We start from the raw sequence: 22,999 nt of genomic DNA, 5'->3' as shown, positions 1-22,999 counted from the left end.
GAAGCACGTGGCTCCTCGCCGCTCATGTACCGGTAACAACTCCTTTGATCGTGACGCAGATGATCGGTACGGAGAAGTCGAGATCGAGAAGAGGATCGCATTCGTGTCGATAGCCTTTTCTCCATGAGCCCTGGTCGCGGCACCGGCGGAGTGCGAGAGCCGAGCCTGCACCAGCTCCGGCTCTTCCTCGTTCTCGCCGAGGAACTCCACTTCGGACGGGCCGCAGCACGCGTCTACGTCACCCAGCCCGCGTTCAGCCAGCAGATCAGGTCGCTGGAACAGCGACTCGGTGTCACGCTCGTCGCGCGCGGCGGGCGTGGAACACGGCTGACCCCGGCCGGCCAGGCCCTCGCCGAGGAGGCGAGGGCGGTGGTCGACGCCATGACCCGATTACGGCAGACCGCCGACCGCCACGCCGCAACGGCGCGGGGGCGTCTGCTGATCGGCAGCCTCGGCGCCGAAGCGGCCATGCCCCACGCGCATGCCGTCCTCACCCACCTCCGCGAGCGGCATCCCGACCTGGAGATCGAGGTCCGCAACCTGACCTTCGTCGACATGTTCGGCGCCCTGCTCGCCGGGGAGGTCGACGCCGCGTTCCTGCGTGGCCCTCTGCCCGGCGGGATCCAGTCCCTGCGTCTGGCCACCGAGGCCCGGGTGGTCTGCCTGCCCGCCGACGACCCCCTCGCAGGCCGGGAGACCGTCACTCTGGCCGACCTCGCCGACCGCACGGTGGTCGACATGCCTCCGGAAGTCCCTCGCGCGTGGTGGGACCACCTCACCGTCAACCCGCGCCCCGACGGCACGCCCGTCCGCTACGGTCCCGTCATCAGGGACACCGAGGCCATGGTCTTCGCCGTCACCCAGAAGCAGGCGATCGCCTTCCTGCCCTCCGCAGCCCGCCACCTCTATCCGCGCACCGGCGTCACCTACGTCCACTGCCCCGAGCTGGGCGTGTCGACGGCCGAACTCGCCTGGCTCCCCGACCATCGCGACGGACCGACCGTGACCGCCCTGCGCGAGGCGGCCCACCACGTCCTTCGGCAGGCGCAGCGCAGCCAGGGGCCCTCCTGATGGATCTCCGCCGACGCGGAGGTGTGGCCTCGGCCGCCGTGCAGCCCCGGCACCGGCCCGCTCGGCGGGTTCCGCAGCCACATGGCCGGAAGGCGCCCCATGTTTTCGACGAGCATCGAAAACATGGCGGTGGACATGGCTCCCCCGCACGATGTGCTGAGCAGCGGCTCGACCGGCCGCTGCGGTGTTCGGAGGGGGAACCGGCTGTCATGGCCGTACACAACGGGATGAGACCGGTGTGATCATCGCTGATCATCGCTGATGATCTCCGTCGCGACGGGGCTTCTCCTTCACTCCTCGTGAAGGGCGGCATCGGCATGAGGAGCGGTCGCTACCGCGTCGTCGGCACGGCCCGCGACGTGGGTGGCCGCACCGCGATCGGCGGCGGCATCGAGGCCGTCTTCGACTGAGTGCCGGCGCACCCTGGCACGGCCGGCCCGAGCCCGGCTGTATCGCTCCATCCCTCATCCCTCCCTCTTCCGATCACCACTCGTCGAACCAGGAGGATCACCATGACCTACGCCACGACCCCCGACGCCCAGACCAGTATCGACGCGGGGACGGCCGCCGAGGAGGAGCTCGACCTCGTCATCGGCGAACTGGAGCAGGACATCCCCCACCGCACGCAGGCGGCCGTCAGCACCTGTCGCGCCTGGTACTGCCTCTGAGAGACCCCGGCCGAACCGCACCACCGGACATCGCACAGGTGCCGCCCAGCGACCAGCGGGGCGGCACCGTTCAGGGGGAGGCACAACGTTGTGATCGACGTGCTGTGGGACGCGGTACCGGCCGCCGGTTCGCGGCCTGGGGGCCCGCACGGCTCAGCCACCGGTTCGCGGCCTGGGGGCCCGCACGGCTCAGCCACCGGTTCGCGGCCTGCGGGCCCGCACGGCTCAGCCACCGGTCCGCGGCCCGCGGGTCCGCACGGCCCGGCCGCCGCCCGGAAGGTGGTGGAGGCGGTACGGGCGGGCACGGCGGGCCGGCTGTTCCCTCCGGTGCTGCGGGTCGCCGAGGACGGCCTGCTCGTACACGACCGCTTCCTGGCCGGCGACAGCGACGCGGACGTCCTCGCGGCGGCCCTCGCCACTCCCCGATTCGCCCCCGTCGTCGGCGTGTTGGACGCCCTGGACGCCTGGTGTCGGGACGCCGCCGCTCGGTACTGCGCCCTGCTCGCCCCCGGTCTGCTCGACGTGACCGACGGCGCCCTCTTCGGACCGCTCGTGGCCGAGGCGTTCACCGCCTGTGCCGCCGGTGTCCCCTACGCGGCCGACGAGCAGCGCGCCCATTGGACGACGTTCCTGGACCGGTTCCTGGAGCGTGCGAGCCGGGACGTCACCGGGCCCTGGTTCGACCGGCCCGCGCTGCGCCCGCCCTTGACGGGCATCGAGGCCCAGGGCGGAGAGACGCACAACGGCCGGGGCAGGATCCTGCGCGTGAGCCTGAGCGGCGGTGGCGTCGTCGCCTACAAGCCCCGCCCGGCCGACGGCGAACTGCTCTTCCTCGCCCCCGAGGACTCCGTGTTCGCCCTCCTCAACTCCCTGCCCCCTGTGACGGGACCGGTCGTCCTGCCCGTCCTGCGCTGCACGGCGGGCACCGGCCCCGACCGACGGGACTACACCTGGCAGGAGTGGATCGAGCCGCCCGCGCAATGGGGCCCGATCCGCTCGGCACCCGGAAGACGACTCGACGGGACCAGACTGGGCCGGCGCCAGGCGGAACGCCTCTGGCACCGGGCGGGATCCCTCGCCGCCGCGGCGTTCCGCTTCGGCATCACCGACCTGGCAGAGGGCAACATCCTCTCCGGGACGCGTGCCGACCTGCCGGAACCCCTCCTCTACCCGGTCGACCTGGAGATCTTCCTCGCGCCGCTGCCACGCCTCTACGACACCGGGCTCGTCGCCGACACCGCAGCCGGGGACCATCACCACCCAGGGCTGGAGGACCAGCCGCGTTGGTGCACCCTCGACGGTCCGGTCGCCCACTTCGCCGAACACCCCGACGGCGGCCTGCGGTTGGTGCGAAGGAGTCAACCCTGCGCGCGCACCCAGACCCGTACGGTCGTCGCGGACACCCTGGGGCGTACCGGATACGGGCCCTACCTTCCGGCCTTCCTGCGCGGGATGTTCGACGCCTGGACCCTGATGTGCCGTCACCACGACGTCATCCGGTCCTTCCTGCTCCGCGCCGGACGGGAGCGGCACGTCCGTGTCCTGCTCAAGCCGACGGCCGCCTACACCGAGGTGCTCGCCGACCGCCTCACCACAACGGCACCCGGCTCCGCGGAGACGCTTTTCGGCCCGGAGGAGACGGCTCAGCTCGACGTGCTGGACGCCCCCTATTTCTTCCGCTCCGTGGCGGGCGGACCGCTGCTGCGCGCCGGCTCGCCCCCCGTTCCCGTATCGGCGCCCGCGCACCCGGACTGGCCGCCGTCGGCCACCGTCCTCGACGAACGCGGCCGCGACCTGGCGGGCCTCGGCGTGGCCCTGCGGGACGCGGTGGAGTACGTCTACGACGCCGTCGGGCCCGAGGAACTCCACGGGGACGGCGTCCACGTCCGGCTCTCCGACCGGGACAGCGGTGAGGTCGCCTTCGACTGGCCGCAGGCGGGGCGCCGGATCGTCCACACCTGGGATCGCGACACGTTGAGGATCCGCGCGGAACAGTTGGCGCTGACCCGCACGGAACCGCCGACGCCGATCCGCACGGAACCGCCGGCCCGGCCCACCCTCGCGCTCGATGTGCGGCGACGCCTGCTTGCGATCGACCGGGTGGACGCGGTGCTGCGCACCCGCTGGACCGACTCCCGCTTCACCGACGGGGAGGCCGAGGAGAGGCTGCGCGCCCTGACCGGCGCGGGCATCCGCTGGCTGGAGGACGTCGTCCGACGGCACGGCTGGCCGGGCCGGGCCCTCGTCGGCCCCGCCGCCGCGGCCGCGGCCTGCCGGCTCCTCCAGCACGCCGAGGGGCCGGCGGACTTTCAGCACGAGTGCCTCCGGCTCATCGAGCAGGCCGCCCGCGACGGGGATCTGCCCTGGCGTCAGGTGGCGTACGTGACCGACGCGCTGCGGGTCCAGGAGGGCCGGCCGCAGCTGTACGGGACCAAGTTCCGCATGCGGGAAGGGAAGCTGGAGCCGTGCCCCATCGAACAGCCCGAGCAGGTGGACGAACGTCGTCGCAGTCTGAGGATGGAGCCGCTCGCCCGGTACGCCGGCCGGTTGCACCGCCGGTACCAGCCGCACACCGGGTGAGCGGGACCGCGTGGGACCTCTTCGCCGCCCGCCACTGGGAGCGGACACCCGTGGTGACGCCCGCCCCGGGCAGCCCGCACACCGTCGACGCCGACCGCGCCTACACGACGATGGTCGAGGCCGCGCGACCGTTCCGCGCCGGGACCCGTTTCCAGGCCCTGCCCGATGTCCGCTTCCACGTCGAGGACGGCCGGATCCGAGCTCCTGGTGATCTGCTGCCCGGGCCTCGGGACACGACCGCCGAGCGGTACGCCGAGCGCCTCGACGAACGGATGGCGGGACGCGGGCGGCTGCTCGTGATGGAGCAGGGGCTCATGCTCGACCCGCCACTGTGGGCGCGGGTGCGCTCCCTGGTCACGCCGCTGTGGGAGCGGGTCGGCTGTCCCGTCCTGCCCGTCGTCGCCGAACTCGTCCTCGGCGAGGGCATCGTGGAGAAGCACGGCTCCCCGCACTCCCCCCTGATCTGGGTGCTGCGCGGCAGCCTGACAGCCACGCCCCGGGCGACCGGGCCCGCCCTCGACGCCGGAGCGGGCGACCTGCTCCACTGGCCGGCCGACCGGCCGCACACCCTGACCTTCGGCCCCCGCACCATGGCCCTGCGGCTCCTGGTGCCCCGCGACCCCCGATTGGCGACCGCGGCGGTCACGGACGTCGTGGCCGGCCTGGTGCACGCGCGGCGCGGCCAGGACCACGTCCCCTACCTGCCGTACCCGCCCGACGGCCCGACCCCGCCCGACGTGCCCGAACTGGCGAGTACGGCGGAGCTGGTGCGCGAGGTGACGGCGACGCCACCGCTCGGCCGGCTGCTGAGTGCCCTGTGGGCGCGCAGGGTCAGTGCCGCCGGCCTCGAACCCGCCCCGGACGCACGGCCGCCCGTGCGTCTCTCCCCCGACGACCGCCTGCGGCCGGCGTCCGCTGTCGTCCGGATGCCCCTCGACGACGGGCAGACATGGCTCTGGGCGGTCGACGGCCACGCCTTCTCGCTCCGCGGCACCCTCGGCGAACGCGTCCTGGGCCGGCTGCGGCAGGGCGACACCCCCACGGTCCGTGACCTGTGCGCCGTGACGGGCCCCGGCCACGACGACGCCGTCGTGGCACTGCTGGAGAAGCTGTACACGCTGCGCGGCGTGGACGTGGACATTGACATGAGCGTGGACGGGGACGTTGACGTGGACGGACGGGAGAACGGCGCGTGAGCACCTCGGTGGCGGTGGAGACGGAGTTCGACTGGACCACGTTCGTGGAGCGGTACTGGGACCGGTCGCCCGTGCTGTTCCGTGCCCTGTCGCCCGCCCCCTTCGAGGCATCGGAGGTGTTTCGGGCGGCTGTGCACGGCAGTCCGTGCGCGGGGCCGGAGGAACGGATGCCGCCGCACGCGCAGTTGACGGTCGAGCGCGTCCAGCGCGACACCGCCGGCGACCTGCTGCCGACCGCCGAGGACGGCGACTTCGACGGATACGACACTCGCCTGGCCGCTCGTCTCGGCGGTCTGCGCTACGCCCTTGTCGTCAACGACTTCCACGCGTTCGACGCCGACCTGTGGTCGCGTGAGCGCGCCTTCTACGCCGGCCTGTGGGAAGCGGTCGGCCTGCCGGTGACCGGCGCCATCACGACCCTGTTCCACGGCACCTACGAGCACAGCCCCGTCGGCGTCCACAAGGACCGCTTCGCCACCTTCATGTTCGGGCTCCGCGGCCGCAAGCGCATGCGGTTCTGGCCGCGCAGGCCGTGGGACGAGGCCGTCTCCACCAAGGTCGACTACACCGGCCACCTGCCCGATTCCTTCTCCGCCGACGTGGGACCGGGCGACCTGCTGTACTGGCCCTCCGACTACTACCACGTCGGTGAGAGCGCCACGACGTCCCCCGCGACCAGCGTCAACGTCGGTGTGCCCCGGGACGAGCACCACGCCGGTTACGAGATGGAGGCCCTGATCGCCGACCTCGACCCGACCCGGCGCACCGGCCGCGGCAGCCTGGACACCCTGCTCCACGTCCCCGAGGCCGAGGTCAGCGCACCGGGCCCCGGTCCGGACGGCCTGCTGTCTCCCGTGCTCCCCCCAGCGTTCAACGACGCGGTGCGGGCGCTCGCCGCCTTCGCCCGGCCCGAGCGGACGGGCCCCCGCGTCACCACCGTCTCCCTGCGCCACTGGACGGCCGGGGGCTTCGCGCCCGCCCCGCCGGCCGCCGCACCACGTGCCCTCGCCGACACCGACCGACTGCGGACCGCGCCCGGCACACGCGTCCTCTGGGCACCGGACGGCGACGCCGGGACGCTCTGCACGGCGAACGGCCTCCACACCCGCACCCCCCTCGGCCCCGGCGCCATGACGGCGATCACCCAGTCACTGACCGGCCCGAACCCCGCGCGGGTGTCCGACATCCTGTCCCTCGTCCCACCCGGCACACCACCCGGCACACCACGCGAAGACGCCCGCACCCTGCTGGAACACCTCGAGAGTTTCCGAGCACTCCACCGAGAGCCCTGAGCCGGAGCAGGGCAGCCTGCGCCCCGACGCGGCCCCCGAGGGCCTCGCCTTCGGGCCCTGTTGAACGCGGAGCGCGGGCGTGGAGACCACGCCCGCTCCCGCACCGTTCGCAGCAACTCAGTTGATGCGGACGATCTTCCAGAGCTGGTCGTCGTTGTTCAGGTCGTTCCACTGCACGACTGCCGCGCCGTTGGTGGTCAGCGACTGGGCGACGCCGGCGTTGAAGCCGCTGCCCACGTTCTTGAGTTTGTGGTAGCCGTTGCCCGCGTCGGTGAGGGTCCACTTCTGCGAGTTGGCGGTGGACGGTGTGTTCTGGACGACGGCGGCTCCGGCGGTGGTGGAGCCGCTACGGATGTCCAGATTCAGGTTGCTGTTGACGTTCCTGATGTTCCAGGCTCCGCCGCCGGCGGACTGGAAGGTGAACAGCTGGCAGAAACAGGCCGAGTTCTGCCACTGCTGCGCCGCCGTGTTGGTGGCGGTCGAGCCCTGCGGGATGTCCAGGTACTTGCCGCTGTTCTTGTTGACGAGGACGTACTGCCCGGTGCCCAGCGGGGGCAGAGCGGTCTGGGTGAGGTTCCAGCGCTGGCAGGCGCAGCTGGTGCGGCTCCACTGGACGGCGGCGGTGCCGACCGCGGTGGAGGCGTTCGGGATCTCCAAATACTTGCCGGTCACACGGTTGGTGATGCTGTACCCGCCGGCCTGGTGCGGGGAGACGGCCCACTCGTGGTCCAGGGTGCCGTTGTCGTCCCACTGCAGGATCCTGGCGCCGTCGGCGGTGGACTGGCTCTCCACACCGAGGACCTTGCCGCTGGCGACGTTGAAGATCTTGAAGTAGCCGGAGCTCTGCCGCACGAAGCGCCACTGCTGGTCGGTGGCGTTGTCGGCGGTCTGCTGGGTGGCGCGCGTGCCGTTGGCGGTCGAACCCCCCGCGATGGTCAGCATGAGGTTGCTGCCCACGTTCGACACGGTGTAGGTGGCGCCGTCCGAGATGCCGCCGCCGAGGTCGATGGTGCTGTAGGTGACGGGGTTGGAGAGGTTGCTGCCTCCGTTGCCGCCGCTGAGTACGAGCAGGCTGTGGCCGTCGGACAGGGGCAGCAGGCCGCGGCTGTAGCCGTTGGCGACGTTGGAGGTGATACGTGTCCAGGTGTTCGCGGCGCCGTTCTGGGTGTTGAGGAACAGGTCGCTGGTGCTGTACGCGCCGACGACGAGCGTGCCGTTCGGACCGCCGGTGGGCAGCCACGTGACGTACGGGGTGCTGGTGGGGACCACGCCGTCCGTCGACCGCAGGGGAATGCCCGTGACGGAGTCGAAGTCCTCCGGGTCGGCGGAGATCTTGTAGTAGACGGCGAAGTTGCCCGAGGGCGAGCCGCCGTACTCGTACGTCATGACGTAGTTGCCGTTGGGCAGCTTCGCGACGCTGGGCATACCCGGGCGCTGGCTGTAGGTGGGCATCGCCACGTCGTCCACGACCGGCCCCCAGTCACGGAGGTCCGTGGTGACCTGATGCACGAGCTTCTGGCCGTGGTCGGGGTCGCGCTGGTCGGAGTAGTAGACGATCAGCTTGCCGTTGGCGTGGAGGAAGAAGGGCTCCCATACGGGGGTGTTGCCGTTGCCGTTCTGGTCGTACGCCGGGCCGCCGGTGGCGATGTTGCTGACGAACGTCCAGGTCTGTCCGCGGTCGGTGCTGGCGTAGACGTCGATCTTGATGGCGGAGCGGTCGGCGGGGACCGAGGCTCCGGCGGCCAGGATGGTGCCGGCCGGGAAGCCGCCCACCGCGGTGGGCAGTTCGAACAGCTCGGGCTGCCAGCGCATGCCCCAGCCGTTCTGCGTGTCGGCGACCTCGGAGATCTTCGACCAGGAGTTTCCGTTGTCCGTGCTGCGGTAGATCGGGAAGACCGGCGTGCCGGAGGAGTACTGCTCGAACGTCGCCAGCATCGTGCCGTTGGCCGAGCCGTTGTGCTGCATACGCATCGCCCGCGGGTAGAGCGATCCGGGCGAGGGCGCACCCGACGGCGGGGTGTACATCGTCTGCGAGGGACGGGCCAGGGCGTCCGCCCGGCCGGCGGGCAGGAACATGGTCATCGCCGCGACGAGCAGGACGAAGGCCACCGACAAGAGGGAGAGGGGACGGCGGGAACGCGGAGCGGCGCCGGATCTGGCGCCTGTCTGCGCAGGGGACATTGCGGCTCCCAGGGGGAAGGGGAAGGTGTGTTTCGGTGTCCGCCGCCGGCTCGGACGGCTCGGAGGTGACGCGGCGGAGTTCGTAGGGCGCGTCGCCCGGGGGGACGGCCGGGGTGACAGCCGAGTGACGACCGGGGTGACGCAGCCGGGCGCGTCGCTGCGCGGGGGCGCGGTGACAGGCGCTGAGTGGCGGGGGTGGAGTGCCCCGGCGTGTGGGTGCGCCGGGGCAGTGGCACTTGCTATGACAAGGATCAGGGGGAGGGCGGAGGCGCGGTGGAACCGCGCACGATCAGTTCGACGGGCGGGTCGTTGGCCGGCGGCAGCTCGGTGTCGGGCTGCTCCATGGCGTGCAGGAGGAGCCGGATTCCCTCGCTCGACGCCGCCTCGAAGGGTTGACGGGCGGTGGTCAGCGGCGGGGAGACGTAGGCGAAGACGGGGTTGCCGTCGAAGCCGACGACACTGACGTCCTCCGGCACACGACGACCGCTTTCCCGCAGGCCGTGGATCAGCCCGATGGCCATCTCGTCGCCCGCGGCGAACACCGCGGTGACCGAGCGGTCCGAGGCCAGCCCGAGGCCCGCGGCATACCCGGAGGCCGCCGACCAGTCGCCGTTCAGCACGGGTGGTTCATGCGCGCCCCGGGCCGCCAGCGCCGCCCGCCATCCCTCGATGCGGTCCTTGGTGGCGTACCACCGGCGCGGACCGGCGAGGTGATGGACGGTCGTGTGTCCCAGGTCCAGCAGGTGTTCGGTGGCCGCGCGGGCCAGCTCGTGGGCCCCCACGCCGACGGTCAGTGTTCGGGCGGCGGTGAAGGCGGGTGGCGCTCCGACGAAGAGGACCGGCACGTCGACGCCGACCGGGACCTCACCCTCGACGATGGGTACGGAGACGACGATGCCGTCCACGCCCTGTTCCAGGAGTGACTCCAGCGCGCCCGCGATGCTGTGCGGGTCGCCGTCCGGGGTGTTGACGACGCGCAGCGCGTAACCGGCGTCCCGTACGGCCTGTTCGATGCCCACGAGCAGGGAGGCGGTTCCGTACCCGGCTGTTGCCAGAGCGACCACCCCGATGGCCCGGGTACGGCCGGAGGCCAGTGCCCTGGCCGCGTGGTTCAAGCGGTAGCCGAGTTCCTCGGCGGCCGCCAGGACACGTCGGCGGGACTCGTCGGAGACGTACGGCTCGTTGTTGAGGACCCGGGAGACCGTCTTGCGTGAGACGCCGGCCAGCCTGGCCACGTCCTCACTGCGCGGCGCGGAGGAGGCTGCACCGCGCTCCACCCCTGTCGTCATGAAGTCTCCTCGTGGCCGTGTGTTCGCCATCGAACGAGGTCAAGTAAATGACCGCGCGGTCTGACCGCGCGGTCAATGTGTACGCACACGCCGAGCGCACGTCAAGAGTTCACGCGACTCAACTTGCCTCCGACGCGAGAAGACGCCGAGGCCCGCAGCCGGGCGGAAGGAGGTGCGTCGGGCGCGCGAGGAAACCCGTCCGACATTCATTGCCGCAGCTCAAGTGGCTTTTTCGTCATGCGCAACGACTCGACGGCCCGCCGGGAGAGCCCCGCCCCTCGGCTTCGGCTGCCCGGACATCGGGCTCCCGGCCGGACCGGACGCGCCACACATCGCCCGACGCGGAGTCTTGACAGCCGGCACACGGAGCGTTCACGCTTCCTGGCGTCCACCGATCGCATTTGTTCGATCGTGTTTAGTTCTCGCCGCGAAGCGGCCACTTCTCCACCCACCCTCCTCGGCCGACGTGCCGAGTCTGGCTACCGCCAGCCCCGCCAGGAGTCGAAATGCACCTTTCATCCCTCGGTCAGTCCCTGCCTGACACCAGCCGCCGCACCGTGCTCCGCGGACTCGGCGGAGCCGCGCTCCTGGGTGCCGGCATCCCCCTGCTGGGCGCCTGCGGGGGCAGTTCCTCGGGGGCGTCGGACACCAAGACCGTCACCGTCGGCTCCAACGCGTCCGACGCCGTCCCGAAGAAGGGTTACGCCGACGTCTACGCCGCCTTCACGAAGCAGTCCGGGGTCGCGGTCGACATCAACACCAAGGACCACAACACCTTCCAGGAGCAGATCAACACCTATCTGCAGGGCACCCCGGACGACGTGTTCCAGTGGTTCGCCGGCTACCGGATGCAGTTCTTCGCGGCCAAGGGGCTCGCCTCCCCCATCGACGACGTGTGGAAGACGATCGGCGGCAACTTCCCGTCGGCCATGCACGACCTGAGCAAGGGTCAGGACGGCAAGTACTACCTGGTGCCCCTCACCACGTCCCCGTGGGCGGTCTTCTACCGCAAGAGTGTCTTCCAGCAGTACGGCTACGAGGTCCCCACCACCTGGGACGCCTACATCGCCCTGTGCAAGCGGATGAAGAAGGACGGTCTCGTCCCGATCGCGTACGGCGACAAGGACGCCTGGCCGGCGATGGGGTCCTTCGACCAGATCAACTTCCGCCTCAACGGCTACGACTTCCACGTCGAGTTGATGGCGGGCAGGGCGTCGTGGACCGACGCCAAGGTCCGCAAGGTCTTCGACACCTGGGCCGAGACCCTCCCCTACCACCAGGAGGGCGCGGTCGGCCGGACCTGGCAGGACGCCGCGCAGACCCTGGTGGCCAAGAAGGCCGGCATGTATATGCTCGGCATGTTCGTGGCCCAGCAGTTCACCGACAAGGCCGACCTGGACGACCTGGACTTCTTCGCCTTCCCGGAGATCGACCCGGCGTACGGGCAGGACACCGTCGAGGCGCCCACCGACGGCATCATGCTCAGCAAGAAGCCCCAGAACCGTGCCGGATCCGTCAAGCTGCTCGAATTCCTGGGTACGGCCGAGGCCGAAGAGATCTACCTGAAGGCCGACCCGAGCCTGATCGCCGCCTCCACCAAGGCCGACACCTCCGGCTACAGCGCCCTGCAGAAAAAGGGCTACGAGATGATCAGCCAGGCGAAGCATCTCACCCAGTTCATGGACCGTGACAGCCGACCGGACTTCACCTCGACGGTGATGCAGCCGGCGCTGCAGAAGTTCATCCGCGACCCCAAGGGCATCGACAGTCTGCTCTCGTCCATCGAGAGGCAGAAGAAGACGATCTTCGCGTCGAGCTGAGCCCGGCCCCCTTCTGAAGCGGATGAACACCGACATCATGAGCTCCGAAACGACCACGAAGATCCCGGAGGCGGCAGCGGTGCCGCCTCCGGGCGCCACGACGCCGCAGAGACGGTTTCCGCAAGGCCACCAGCGCCTGTTGACCCGCCGGGACAGGCTGACGCTGGGTCTGATGGCGGGTCTGCCGACGATCCTGCACGTCGCCCTGGTCTGGGTGACGGCCCTGGCGTCGATCCTGCTGGCCTTCACCACCTGGGACGGCATCGGCTTCGACTCCATCAAGTGGGTCGGACTGCACAACTTCACGGAACTGTTCACCAACAACCCGCAGTTCTGGCCCGCCGTCGAGCACAACATCGTCTGGTTCGTGGCGCTCATCCTGATCCCCACACCGCTCGGCCTGTTCCTGGCCGTGCAGCTGGACAAGAACATCCGCTTCAGCCGCGTCTACCAGACGGCGTTCTTCCTGCCCGTCGTGATGTCGCTCGCGGTCATCGGCTTCGTCTGGCAGCTGATCTACAACCCCGACACGGGCCTGATCAACAGCCTCATCGGCGCCAACGAACCCGGCCACTACATCGACTGGATCGGCGACCCCGACCTCAACCTCTGGGCCATCCTGATCGCCGCGTCCTGGCGCCACACCGGCTACATGATGATCCTCTACCTGGCCGGCCTGAAGGGCGTCGACCCCTCCCTGCGCGAGGCCTCCGCCCTGGACGGCGCCAACGAGTGGCAGACGTTCAAGAACGTCATCTTCCCCACCCTGCGCCCCACCAACACCGTCGTCCTGGTCGTGACCATCATCGAGGCCCTGCGCGCCTTCGACCTCGTCTTCGTCTTCAACAAGGGCGCCGAGGGCACCGAGCTGCTCTCCATCCTCGTCACCAACAACATCATCGGAGAGTCCAGCCGGATCGGGTACGGCTCGGCGATCGCCGTCGTGCTCCTGGTGATCTCCCTCGCCGTGATCATCCCGTACCTGATCGCGACCTTCCGGAAGGAGCGGCAAGCGTGAGCACCACCGTCGACACCACCGCCGCGACCGCCGCTCGCAAGGAGCGCACGCCCGTCCGCCCCGCCCGGATCGTCCTGCACGTCTTCCTCGTCTGCATGGCCCTGGCCTGGCTGGGCCCCCTGCTGTGGGCGCTGTACGCGGCCATGCGCCCCTACGGCGAGACATCCGAGAAGGGCTACGTCTCCTGGCCCGACAAACTCAGCTTCGACAACTTCACGAACGCGTTCACCCAGTCGGACATGACGCACTACTTCGTGAACACCCTGATCATCGCCGTCCCGGCGGTGCTGCTGACGCTGTTTTTGTCCTCCATGGTCGCCTTCTACGTCAGCCGCTTCGACTTCCGCATCAACCTCTTCCTGCTGCTGGTCTTCACCGCCGGCAACCTGCTCCCCCAGCAGGTCATCATCACCCCGCTGTACCGGCTCTACCTGCTCATCGACCTGCCCGGCATCACCATGAGCGGCAAGCTGTACGACTCCGCCCTCGGGCTCGTGCTGATCCACGTGGCCTTCCAGTCCGGGTTCTGCGCCTTCGTGCTCAGCAACTACATGCGCTCCCTGCCCCACGAACTGACCGAGGCCGCCCTCGTCGACGGCGCGTCGGTGTGGCGGCTGTACTGGCAGATCGTGCTGCCGCTGTGCAAGCCCGCGATGGCCGCCCTGGCGACGTTGCTGTCCATCTGGATCTACAACGACTTCTTCTGGGCGCTGGTGCTGATCTCCACCGGCGAGAACATGCCGATCACCTCGGCCCTGAACAACCTCTCCGGCCAGTACTTCACCGACCCCAACCTGGTCGCCGCCGGCGCCCTGCTCACCGCCATCCCCACGCTGATCGTGTACTTCGCACTCCAGCGCCAGTTCGTCAGCGGCCTCACCCTCGGCGCCAACAAGGGCTGAACCAAGCCTCCCCCTCGTTCCCCACACCTTCCGGAGTACCAGCAGTGACCACCGAACGCCGTCTTCGCCTGCCCGGCCTCGCCTACGGCGGCGACTACAACCCCGAACAGTGGCCGGAGGACGTGTGGGCCGAGGACATGGCCCTGATGCGCGAGGCCGGGGTGACCATGGTCAGCGTCGGCATCTTCTCCTGGGCCCTGCTGGAGCCGTCCGAGGGCGTCTACGACTTCTCCCGCATGGACAAGATCCTGACGCTGCTCCATGAGAACGGCATCGCCGCCGATCTCGCCACCCCGACGGCCTGCCCGCCCGCCTGGTTCTTCCGAGCCCATCCCGAGGCACTGCCGGTGGACAAGGACGGCCGCACGCTCTCGTACGGCAGCCGGCAGACCTTCTGCCCGTCCAGCCCCGCCTACCGCACCGCGGCGCTGCGCATCGCGGGCGCCCTGGCCGAGCGGTACGCCGACCATCCGGCCGTCGCCATGTGGCACGTCCACAACGAGTACGGCTGCCACAACGCCGCCTGCTACTGCGACACCAGCGCGGCCGCCTTCCGCACCTGGCTGAAGGCGAAGTACGGCAACGACCTGAACGCGCTCAACCACGCCTGGGGCACCACCTTCTGGAGCCAGTGGTACTACGACTGGGAGGAGATCATCCCGCCCCGCGCCACCGGCGCCGACCCCAATCCCACCCACCAGCTGGACTGGCGCCGCTTCTGCTCGGACGAACTGCTGTCACTGTTCACCGCCGAGCGCGACGTACTCCGCCGCGCCGCCCCGGACACCCCCGCCACCACCAACTTCATGGTGATGCACAACTTCGACAAGCTGGACTACTGGCGCTGGGCCCCCGAGCTGGACATCGTCTCCAACGACCACTACCTGCTCGCCACCGACACGGAGTCGGAGACCGACATCGCCCTCTGCGGCGACCTGGTGCGCTCCCTGGCCGACGGACCCTGGCTGTTGATGGAACACTCCACCGGAGCCATCAACTGGCAGCCCGTCAACCGCGCCAAGACGCCAGGCGAGATGCGCCGCAACGCCCTCGCCCACGTCGCCCACGGCGCCGACGGCATCGCCTACTTCCAGTGGCGGGCCGCCAAGGCGGGCGCCGAGCAGTGGCACTCCGCGATGCTCCCGCACGCCGGCACCGACAGCCAGATCTGGCGCGACGTGGTCCAACTGGGCGCGGACCTGCGGTCGTTGGCGGAGGTGCGGGGCAGCACGGGCGTCGCCCGCGTCGCCATCGTCTGGGACTGGAACGCCCGCTGGGCCATGGAACTGCCCTGCCAACCCAGCGGTGAACTCCGCTTCCAGGACCTGGTGAGGCACTGGTACGCCGGGCTGTGGAGAGCCGGCGTGGCCGTCGACTTCGTACGTCCCGACACCCCCGACCTCGACCGCTACCAACTCGTACTGGCACCCAGCCTCTATCTGGTCGACGACGCGGGAGCGGCCAACCTGGCGGCGTTCACCGAGCGGGGCGGCACCCTGGCCGTCGGCTTCCACAGCGGCGCGGTGGACGAGAACTGCCATGTACGGCTGGGCGGTTACCCGGGCGCGTTCCGCGAGGTCCTCGGGGTGTACGGCGACGAACTGTTCCCCCTGTTGCCCGGCCGGTCGGTCGGCCTGGCCGGGCAGGTCCCGCAGGGGGCGACCGCCGACCTGTGGACCGAGCGCCTCCGGCTCACCGGAGCGAAGGCCGTCGCCACCTACGGGGACGGCCCCCTCGCGGGCGTCCCGGCCATCACCCGCAACTCGTACGGCAGCGGCACCGCCTGGTACCTCGCCACCCACCCGGACCCCACCACCCTGGCCGCCGTCCTGGAGCGCGTGTGCCAGGACGCCGGAGTGGGCCCGGAGCGCGAGGTTCCGGCAGGTGTCGAGGTGGTGAGGCGGCGGGGCACGGACGCCGACTACCTCTTCCTGATCGACCACGCCGGCCGGGGCGCCGAGGTCCCCGCCGACGGGGTCGAACTCCTCACGGGAAAACCGGTCAACGGCTCGGTCACGGTGCCCGAGGGGGGCGTCGCCGTCGTCCGCGAGGAATTTCCTGCTTCGACTCCACGGAAGTGAGTTCTGACATGACAGGTTTGCCCAGTCGCCGGCTGGTACTGAGCGGGGCGGCCGCGGGAGCGCTGGCCTCGCTGGCCGGGATCCCGACTGCCGGTACCGCGTCCGCCGCCGTGACGTACACGGCACCCGATCCGCGGGTGTGGATCCACCTCAACGACGGGTGGCGATTCATCAGAGCAGACGTCACAGGTGCGCAGGCCTCCGGATTCGACGACTCCGGGTGGACGTCCGTCACCACGCCCCACACCTGGAACGCCGCCGACGGAGCCGACGGCGGCGGCAACTATCACCGCGGAGTGGGCTGGTACCGCCGCCACTACACCGTGCCGTCCACGATGGCCGGCAAGAGGCTGTACCTGCAGTTCGCCGGGGTCAACCAGGTCGCCGACGTCTGGGTGAACGGCACGTACCTCGGGCAGCACAAGGGCGGGTACTCCCGCTTCAGGTTCGACGCCACCGCCGTGCTCGTCCCGGGGCAGGACAACGTCATCGCGGTCAAGGTGACCAACACCCGCGACACCAACATCGCGCCGGTGAGCGCGGACTACACCTTCCAGGGTGGCATCTACCGCAACGTGAGCCTGTGGGCCGTCGACGAGCTCCATGTGCGGATGACGGACTACGCGGGCCCCGGCGTCTACCTGCGGCAGAGCAACGTGACCGCGGCGTCGGCCACGGTCACCGTCACCACGAAGCTGTGGAACGACAGCAGCACCACCAGATCGGTGGTCGTCCGCACCGTCATCACCGACAAGAGCGGGACCGTCGTCGCGGAGACCAGCAGTACCGCGCGGACCGTCCCCGCGGGCACCGGCGCGGAGATCGGGCAGACCGTCCGCATCGACAACCCACGTCTGTGGAACGGCCTGGCGGACCCCTACCTCCACAACGCCAGTGTCGAGATCCATGACGTCACCGGGGGCGGCGACAGGATCACCGATGTGGTGACCGAACGCCTGGGCCTGCGCTCCCTCGCCGTCGACGCCGACACCGGCTTCCACCTCAACGGCAGCCACCTCCACCTGCACGGCGTCAACCTGCACCAGGACCGGGCCGTCAAGGGCTGGGCCCTCTCCGACGCCGACCACACCCAGGACTTCGACCTCCTCCGGGAGCTCGGCGCCAACGCCGTCCGGATGGCGCACTACCAGCACGATCAGAAGGACTACAACCTCGCCGACGAACGCGGGCTGCTCGTGTGGGCGGAGATCCCGCTGGTCGACATCGTCACCGACTCGGCGGCCTTCACCACCAGCACCCAGAACCAACTGCGGGAACTGATCCGGCAGAACTACAACCACCCGTCGATCGCCTTCTGGGGCATCGGCAACGAACTGATCGACTACAACGGCACCGCCACGAACAAGCTGCTCGCGTCACTGGCCGGCATCATCGACTCCGAGGACCCGGACCGCCTCTCCACGTACGCGGTGCGGGGAGAGGACCCCGACACCGCGCAGGCGGGACTGCACACGGAGACCACGGGCTTCAACAAGTACTACGGCTGGTACTACGGCTCCAAGGACGGTGACCTCGGCGCGTGGGCCGACAACCTGCACGCCACCTCCCCCTCCCGCAGGATCGCCATGTCGGAGTACGGCGTCGGCGCCAGCACCACCCAGCACGCCCTCAACCCGCCCAAGCCGGCTCCGGGCGGATCCTGGCACCCCGAGGAGTACCAGTCGCTGTTCCACGAGGCGGCGTGGAAGCAGCTCGCCGAGCGTCCGTACATCTGGGGCACGTTCGTCTGGGCCATGTTCGACTTCGCCTCCGACGGCCGCAACGAAGGGGACCGGCCCGGGATCAACGACAAGGGCCTCGTCACCCGCGACCGGCAGATCCGCAAGGACGCCTTCCACTGGTACAAGGCCAACTGGGCGAGCACTCCCACGCTCCACATCACCAGCCGCCGCTGGACCCAGCGGACCGATGCCACGACCGAACTGAAGGTCTACTCCAACGCGGAGCGGGTCACCGCCACCCTCAACGGCGTCACCCTGTCCACGCTGAGCAGCGGCGACCACATCTTCCGGTGGCCCGACATCACCCTCAGACCGGGCCAGAACACCGTGACGGTGACCGCGACCATCAACGGCTCCACGCACACGGACAGCGTCAACTGGACACTCGGCTGAGAACGGGGGCGGTGCCGCCTCTCGGCCAAGCCGCCTCTCAGCCGTGGCTGCTCCTGCCGTGTTTCCAGTAGCCGAGGAAGGAGATGTCGGACTTCGGGACGCCCCCTTCCTTGACCAGGTGGCGCCGCAGGCCGGTGGGCAGGCCGCTTTCGCCCGCCACCCAGCAGTAGACACGCTGGTCCGGGGTCGGCTTCCAGGAGGACGTGACCGTCCTGAGGGCCAGTTGCCCCGGGACGGCGGCGTGGTCGTCGCGGGGCAACCAGTGGACGGTGACGCCGTCGGGTGCCGTGACCGCTCGGACGTCGTCGGCAGTAGGCACTTCAAGGTAGGCGTCGCCGGTGAGATCGTGCGGTGACTGTTCCAGGATGAACAGGATGGCCGGTACGGCGCTCTCGTCGCCGACGAGCAGCTGGGACCGGGCGGCCGGGGTGGGGAGGTAGCCGATCCCCTCGGGGAACAGCCCGACCGGGTCACCGGGACGGGCACGCAGGGCGAACGCGGAGGCGGGGCCCACGCCGCCCTGCTCTCCGGGGGCACCGTGATCTCCGTGGCCGCCGTGCAGGACGAACTCGATGTCCATCTCACATGCGTCGGGGCGGAACGCTCGCACGGTGTAGAGGCGGACCCAGGGGCGGACGGCCGGCCGCATGAGCAGGAACTGGGCCAGCCACCCGTTGTGCGAGGCGGTCGGCATGGCGAGTTCCCGCTGGCCGTCACGGCGGAAGAACAGCCGGCACGACTGGTCGGCGCCCATGGGGTCGAAATCCGCCAGGTCGGGGCCTTGCAGGGTGAGGGTGACGAAGCTCGGGCTGGTGCGTTCGGTACGGGAGACGGTGGCGCGGAGCATCCTGCGCCGAGTCGGTGACTTGTATCGGGGCATGCTGGGCTCCCGGTGGATGGGTCAGTCGGAGTGCGCGAAGGCGGGGAGGAGGATCTCGTCCGTCAGGCGTTCCAGGAACGCGTCGGTGACGGGGACGTCCGCCACGAGAATCCGATTGAGCAGCACGCCCTGCGCCAGCTCGCTGAGCCAGGACAGGTCCACGCCGGAGCGCAGCTCACCGCGGCCCTGGGCCCGGTCGATGACCTCCTCCCACATGCCGTCGAGAGGCTGGGCGATCTGCCGCTCGGTCGCCTCGCGCAGGTCCGCGTCGCGGCGGCCCGCGTCCACGAGGTTGCGCAGCATGGCGCCGTCACGCTTGAGCCAGTTGCTGAGCAGCCGCAGCGCCTCCAGGACATCGGCGCGGAAACCGCCCTGGTCGGACACGGTGAAGGAGAAGTCCACCCGTCGGCGTACGGCGTCGATGACCAGGTCATGCTTGGTCGGCCAGCGCCGGTAGAGGGTCGTCTTGGACACGCCTGCCCTGGTCGCCATGGCGTCGAAGGTCAGCCGGTCGAAACCGACCTCGCTGAGTAGTTCAACGGCGACGGTGAGGATGTGGCGTTCGCGTTCTCTGATCTTCGCCTGGGATTGCACAGTACGAAACTGTAGCGTACTACTGAGGTTAGGCAAGCCTTATTTCGACCCCAGCGTCCGATCTGAGGAGCGATCACCCGTGTCAGAAATTCTCCGCACCGAGGTTCTCCAGCCCTCCCGGCCCGCCAAAGCCGACGCGCCCCGGCCGCCCGTCGAATCCGCGCGCTACCTGGACCGCGTCGACGGCATCCTGCCGCTGTTGAAGGCGAACACTCTCGAGGCCGCCGACCTCCGGCGCGTACCCGACGAGAGCATCCGGGCCATGGAGGAAGCCGGCGTCTTCCGCGCCGTGCAGCCGCGCCAGTGGGGCGGGCTCGAGGTCGACCCGTCCACCTGGGAGGAAGGGCTCGTGCGGATCGCCACGGCGTGCCCGGCCGGCGGCTGGGTCGGTGCACTCCTGGGCGGCCACGCCTGGTACCTCGGGCTGTTCTCCCAGCAGGCCCAACAGGACGTCTGGGGCGAGGACCCCGCTGCCCGAGCGGCCTCGTCCTTCGCCGCCACCGGCACGGTGGAGCACGTGAGCGACGGCTTCCGTCTCACGGGGCGGTGGAAGTTCCTCAGCGGCGTCATCCCGGACGAGGGCGACGGCGTCGAGTTCCGTGCGTTCCTGGTGCCGGCGTCCGACTACGAGGTGGACCAGGACAGTTGGCGGGTCGCGGGGCTCCAGGGATCCGGCAGCAAGGACGTCACCGTCGATGCCGTCGTCCCCGAGTACCGGACCCTGACCGTCGACGCGCTCTACCACCACACCGAGCCGGGCAAGGCGGTGAACACCGGACCGATCTTCGAGCTCCCCTGGATGTCGATGTGGGCCTTCAACATCGCCTCGTGCGCGATCGGTGCCGCGACCGGCGCACTCGACGCCTTCATCGACGACAACAGGCGCCGCGTGTCGAGCATGACCGGGGCGGCGGCCACGCAGAACGCGGCCCTCCACACGCGCCTGGCCGAGGCCGCGACCCTGGCCGAGGCCGCGACCCTGGTCGAGGACGCGCGAGCGCGCATCCCGCGCACCTGGGACCCCATCTACGCCGACGTCGTCGCCGGCACACCGATCTCCGGCGAGACGCGCGCCCGGTCCCGGTTGGAGGCCTCCCACGCCATCGGCCAGTGCCTCGGCGCGGTCAACAAGGTCTTCGAGATCAGCGGCGGTGCCGTGCTCGGCAGCGACAAGCTGTTCCAGCACTACTTGCGCGACCTGATGGGCATGCGCAACCACCCCATCGGGATCTACGAGAACCATGCCGGCCTGTACGCCACCACGCTGTTCGGTGAACCGGTGGAACTGCCGTTCACCAAGGCGCACATCGGCTGTGTGCTCTGAGGACATGCTCGGAGGACGCGCTCCGAGGACGCGCTCCGAGGACGCGCTTTGAGGCCGACACGGACATCAGCCCGTCACGACCGCGCACGAGGCTCGATCTCCATCACGCACTCGTGGGAGTGAACTCGCTCATGACAGACCCCATCAGCAGCAAAGCACGCCGTTTCCGAGAGGCCATGGCGTCCTTCCCCTCCGGAGTCACCATCGTCACCACCGCCGACGAGGCCGGGCAGTGGCGCGGGTTCACGGCGACCTCGTTCTGCTCGGTCTCGATGGAACCCCCGCTGGTCCTCGTGTGCCTGGCGGACAGCGCCGAATGCCACCCCGCGTTCACGAGCGCCGAGCGCTGGCTCGTCCACGTCATCACCGACGAGCACACCGAACTCGCCACGCGGTTCGCCACCCGGGGCGCCGACAAGTTCGCGCATCCCGGCTTCACCTCCGACGAGCACGGACTCCCCACGCTCGACGCCGCCGCCGTCACCCTCGCCTGCAGCACCTACGACATCCACCCGGCCGGGGACCACACGATCCTGCTGGGCCGCGTCGACGACGTACGCCTCGGCGAGGGCATCCCGACCGTCTATTACCAGCGCGATTTCCAGCCCCTTGAGCTCGCCCGAAGCCGATGACTGCTGACGGTGAGCGGTGCCATGCACCCACACGAAGAAAGTGGAACGGCCATCCCGCTTCTGTTGTACGGTGGGGATACGAAAGTGGTCCGGTCGGTCCACTTGCCTGAAAGGGTGTTGTCATGCGTGCCGTCGCGCTCGAATCCGTCCCCTCGGCCCCCGCCGTGACCGAGGTGGAAACTCCTCGCCCGGAGGCCGGGGAACTGCTGGTCAAGGTGGCGGCCGCGTCGCTGAACGGGATCGACATCGCCGCCGCCGACTACACGCAGGCCGCGCTGAAGCCGTTCCTGGGCGCCGGGTCGCTGGCCGAGTACGTCGCCGTGCCCGCCGAACACGGCGTCGCCCGCGTCCCCGCGGGCCAGCGGCCGTCACCCACCGGATCAAGCTCGGCACTGCGGTCACCGTCCTGTCGACCGACGACCCGATCCGGGTCTTCCAGCAACTCGCCACGGCCGCGTCCCTCGCTCCCGGACGCATCGAACTGGTCGCCGGGCGAGGCTCGTCGACGATCACCTTCCCGCTCTTCGACCAAGACGAGCGCGACTACGACATGCTCTACGCCTCCAAACTCGACCTGCTGATGGCCGTCAACGCCGGCGAGAACATCACCTGGCAGGGCCCTCACCGGAAGCGGCCGCTGCAGAACGTCACCGTCTTCCCCCGCCCCGAGGAGCCGCTGACGATCTGGCTGGGCACCGGCGGGAGTCCCCACTCGGTCGGCCGCGCGGTCGAGTTGGGGCTGCCGATGTTCCTCGGCGTCCTCGGCGGCACCCCCGCACACTGGTCCCGCTACGGGCACGCCTACCGCGACGCCTGGACCGCGTCCGGCCACCCCGCAGAGGAGTCCGCCATCGCGGTCGCCGTGCACGGGTTCGTCGCCGAGTCCGGCGCACGGGCCCGATCGACCTACCTGGAACACGACCACCGCATGATGGCCGAGGGGTTGGCCGAACTGGGCCGCCCTGCCCCCTCACGCGCCGACCGCGCCGCGAACCACGGTCCTGACGGCATGGTCTTCGTCGGCGGCCCCGACGAGATCGCCGACCGCGTCCTCCATCTGCACGGGCTGCTCGGCCACACCCGCCAGATCCTCCATATGGACGTCGGCGGCATGCCTCAGCGGGACTTCCTGCACGGCATCGAACTGCTCGGCACGAAAGTGCTCCCGCAGCTCCGCGCCGCACTGGCGAACCCATGAGCGGGAACGGTCCCCGCCGCCATAGCCGCCCTTGCCGCCATAGCCACCGCTGCCTCGCCGCCGAAGCCGCCCGTCACCCGGCAGCGGGCGCCCGTCTCCATGGTGCCCGGCGCCCGGCGCCCGTAGGAGTCGCGCCGT

The 22,999-nt window shown here is 70.1% G+C and carries 17 protein-coding genes; 13 read left to right on the top strand and 4 right to left on the bottom strand.

Going from position 1 to position 22,999, the window contains the following annotated elements; genetic code table 11:
- The first annotated feature begins 123 nt into the window (after positions 1 to 123).
- The 5 genes from L3078_RS43880 to L3078_RS43860 all read left to right on the top strand — a co-directional run bounded on the left by L3078_RS43880 (position 124) and on the right by L3078_RS43860 (position 6,807).
- Positions 124 to 1,071, top strand: a complete 948-nt coding sequence (locus L3078_RS43880; RefSeq protein WP_239760065.1) for a LysR family transcriptional regulator — start codon at positions 124 to 126, stop codon at positions 1,069 to 1,071.
- Positions 1,072 to 1,583: 512 nt separating this feature from the next.
- Entirely contained in the window at positions 1,584 to 1,739 is a 156-nt protein-coding gene (locus L3078_RS43875) for a hypothetical protein (protein ID WP_239760064.1), read from the top strand.
- A 282-nt stretch (positions 1,740 to 2,021) separates the two neighbouring features.
- On the top strand, positions 2,022 to 4,319 hold the full coding sequence (locus tag L3078_RS43870) for a type 2 lantipeptide synthetase LanM (protein WP_239760063.1): 2,298 nt from the start codon (positions 2,022 to 2,024) through the stop codon (positions 4,317 to 4,319).
- Entirely contained in the window at positions 4,316 to 5,515 is a 1,200-nt protein-coding gene (locus tag L3078_RS43865; RefSeq protein WP_239760062.1) for a hypothetical protein, read from the top strand. The genes L3078_RS43870 and L3078_RS43865 overlap by 4 nt, the downstream gene beginning before the upstream one ends.
- Positions 5,512 to 6,807 (top strand): JmjC domain-containing protein, encoded by a 1,296-nt coding sequence (locus tag L3078_RS43860; protein WP_239760061.1) that lies wholly within the window; start codon positions 5,512 to 5,514, stop codon positions 6,805 to 6,807. Before L3078_RS43865 ends, L3078_RS43860 begins: the two co-directional genes overlap by 4 nt.
- A 117-nt stretch (positions 6,808 to 6,924) precedes the next feature.
- Here the strand turns inward: L3078_RS43860 and L3078_RS43855 are convergent, their stop codons facing one another.
- Both L3078_RS43855 and L3078_RS43850 read right to left on the bottom strand, forming a co-directional pair.
- The gene (locus L3078_RS43855; RefSeq protein WP_239760060.1) at positions 6,925 to 8,988 is read right to left on the bottom strand and encodes an RICIN domain-containing protein; all 2,064 of its coding nucleotides are present in this window, start codon (positions 8,986 to 8,988) and stop codon (positions 6,925 to 6,927) included.
- Between the two features lie 251 nt (positions 8,989 to 9,239).
- Positions 9,240 to 10,277 (bottom strand): LacI family DNA-binding transcriptional regulator, encoded by a 1,038-nt coding sequence (locus L3078_RS43850; protein ID WP_239760059.1) that lies wholly within the window; start codon positions 10,275 to 10,277, stop codon positions 9,240 to 9,242.
- A gap of 506 nt (positions 10,278 to 10,783) precedes the next feature.
- Here L3078_RS43850 and L3078_RS43845 point away from each other — a divergent pair.
- From L3078_RS43845 to L3078_RS43825, 5 genes are read left to right on the top strand one after another with little or no spacing between them, the layout of a single operon-like run.
- Positions 10,784 to 12,097, top strand: a complete 1,314-nt coding sequence (locus L3078_RS43845; protein ID WP_239760058.1) for an ABC transporter substrate-binding protein — start codon at positions 10,784 to 10,786, stop codon at positions 12,095 to 12,097.
- 37 nt (positions 12,098 to 12,134) lie between these two features.
- Positions 12,135 to 13,115: a carbohydrate ABC transporter permease gene (locus L3078_RS43840; protein WP_239760057.1), complete on the top strand. Its 981-nt coding sequence runs from the start codon at positions 12,135 to 12,137 to the stop codon at positions 13,113 to 13,115.
- Positions 13,112 to 14,017 (top strand): carbohydrate ABC transporter permease, encoded by a 906-nt coding sequence (locus tag L3078_RS43835; protein WP_239760056.1) that lies wholly within the window; start codon positions 13,112 to 13,114, stop codon positions 14,015 to 14,017. Before L3078_RS43840 ends, L3078_RS43835 begins: the two co-directional genes overlap by 4 nt.
- 44 nt (positions 14,018 to 14,061) lie before the next feature.
- Positions 14,062 to 16,098, top strand: coding sequence for a beta-galactosidase (locus L3078_RS43830; RefSeq protein ID WP_239760055.1), 2,037 nt, complete (start codon positions 14,062 to 14,064; stop codon positions 16,096 to 16,098).
- An 8-nt stretch (positions 16,099 to 16,106) separates the two neighbouring features.
- The gene (locus L3078_RS43825) at positions 16,107 to 18,233 is read left to right on the top strand and encodes a glycoside hydrolase family 2 protein (RefSeq protein WP_239760054.1); all 2,127 of its coding nucleotides are present in this window, start codon (positions 16,107 to 16,109) and stop codon (positions 18,231 to 18,233) included.
- Positions 18,234 to 18,270: 37 nt separating this feature from the next.
- Here L3078_RS43825 and L3078_RS43820 read toward each other — a convergent pair whose 3' ends face one another.
- Positions 18,271 to 19,113: a siderophore-interacting protein gene (locus L3078_RS43820; RefSeq protein ID WP_239760053.1), complete on the bottom strand. Its 843-nt coding sequence runs from the start codon at positions 19,111 to 19,113 to the stop codon at positions 18,271 to 18,273.
- Between the two features lie 21 nt (positions 19,114 to 19,134).
- On the bottom strand, positions 19,135 to 19,707 hold the full coding sequence (locus L3078_RS43815) for a TetR/AcrR family transcriptional regulator (RefSeq protein WP_239760052.1): 573 nt from the start codon (positions 19,705 to 19,707) through the stop codon (positions 19,135 to 19,137).
- Between the two features lie 79 nt (positions 19,708 to 19,786).
- Here L3078_RS43815 and L3078_RS43810 point away from each other — a divergent pair, with 79 nt between their 5' ends.
- From L3078_RS43810 to L3078_RS43800, 3 genes are all read left to right on the top strand, one after another.
- Positions 19,787 to 21,031 carry an acyl-CoA dehydrogenase family protein gene (locus tag L3078_RS43810; RefSeq protein ID WP_239760051.1) on the top strand — a complete coding sequence of 415 codons (1,245 nt, stop codon included), beginning with the start codon at positions 19,787 to 19,789 and terminating at the stop codon, positions 21,029 to 21,031.
- Between the two features lie 131 nt (positions 21,032 to 21,162).
- Positions 21,163 to 21,663, top strand: coding sequence for a flavin reductase family protein (locus L3078_RS43805; protein WP_239760050.1), 501 nt, complete (start codon positions 21,163 to 21,165; stop codon positions 21,661 to 21,663).
- 16 nt (positions 21,664 to 21,679) lie between these two features.
- Positions 21,680 to 22,861: an LLM class flavin-dependent oxidoreductase gene (locus L3078_RS43800; protein WP_338059556.1), complete on the top strand. Its 1,182-nt coding sequence runs from the start codon at positions 21,680 to 21,682 to the stop codon at positions 22,859 to 22,861.
- Positions 22,862 to 22,999 lie beyond the last annotated feature (138 nt).

Origin of the sequence: Streptomyces deccanensis, from assembly GCF_022385335.1 — a bacterium.
In the GTDB taxonomy this organism is placed as follows: domain Bacteria; phylum Actinomycetota; class Actinomycetes; order Streptomycetales; family Streptomycetaceae; genus Streptomyces; species Streptomyces deccanensis.
This window is presented reverse-complemented; position numbering and strand designations above follow the sequence as displayed.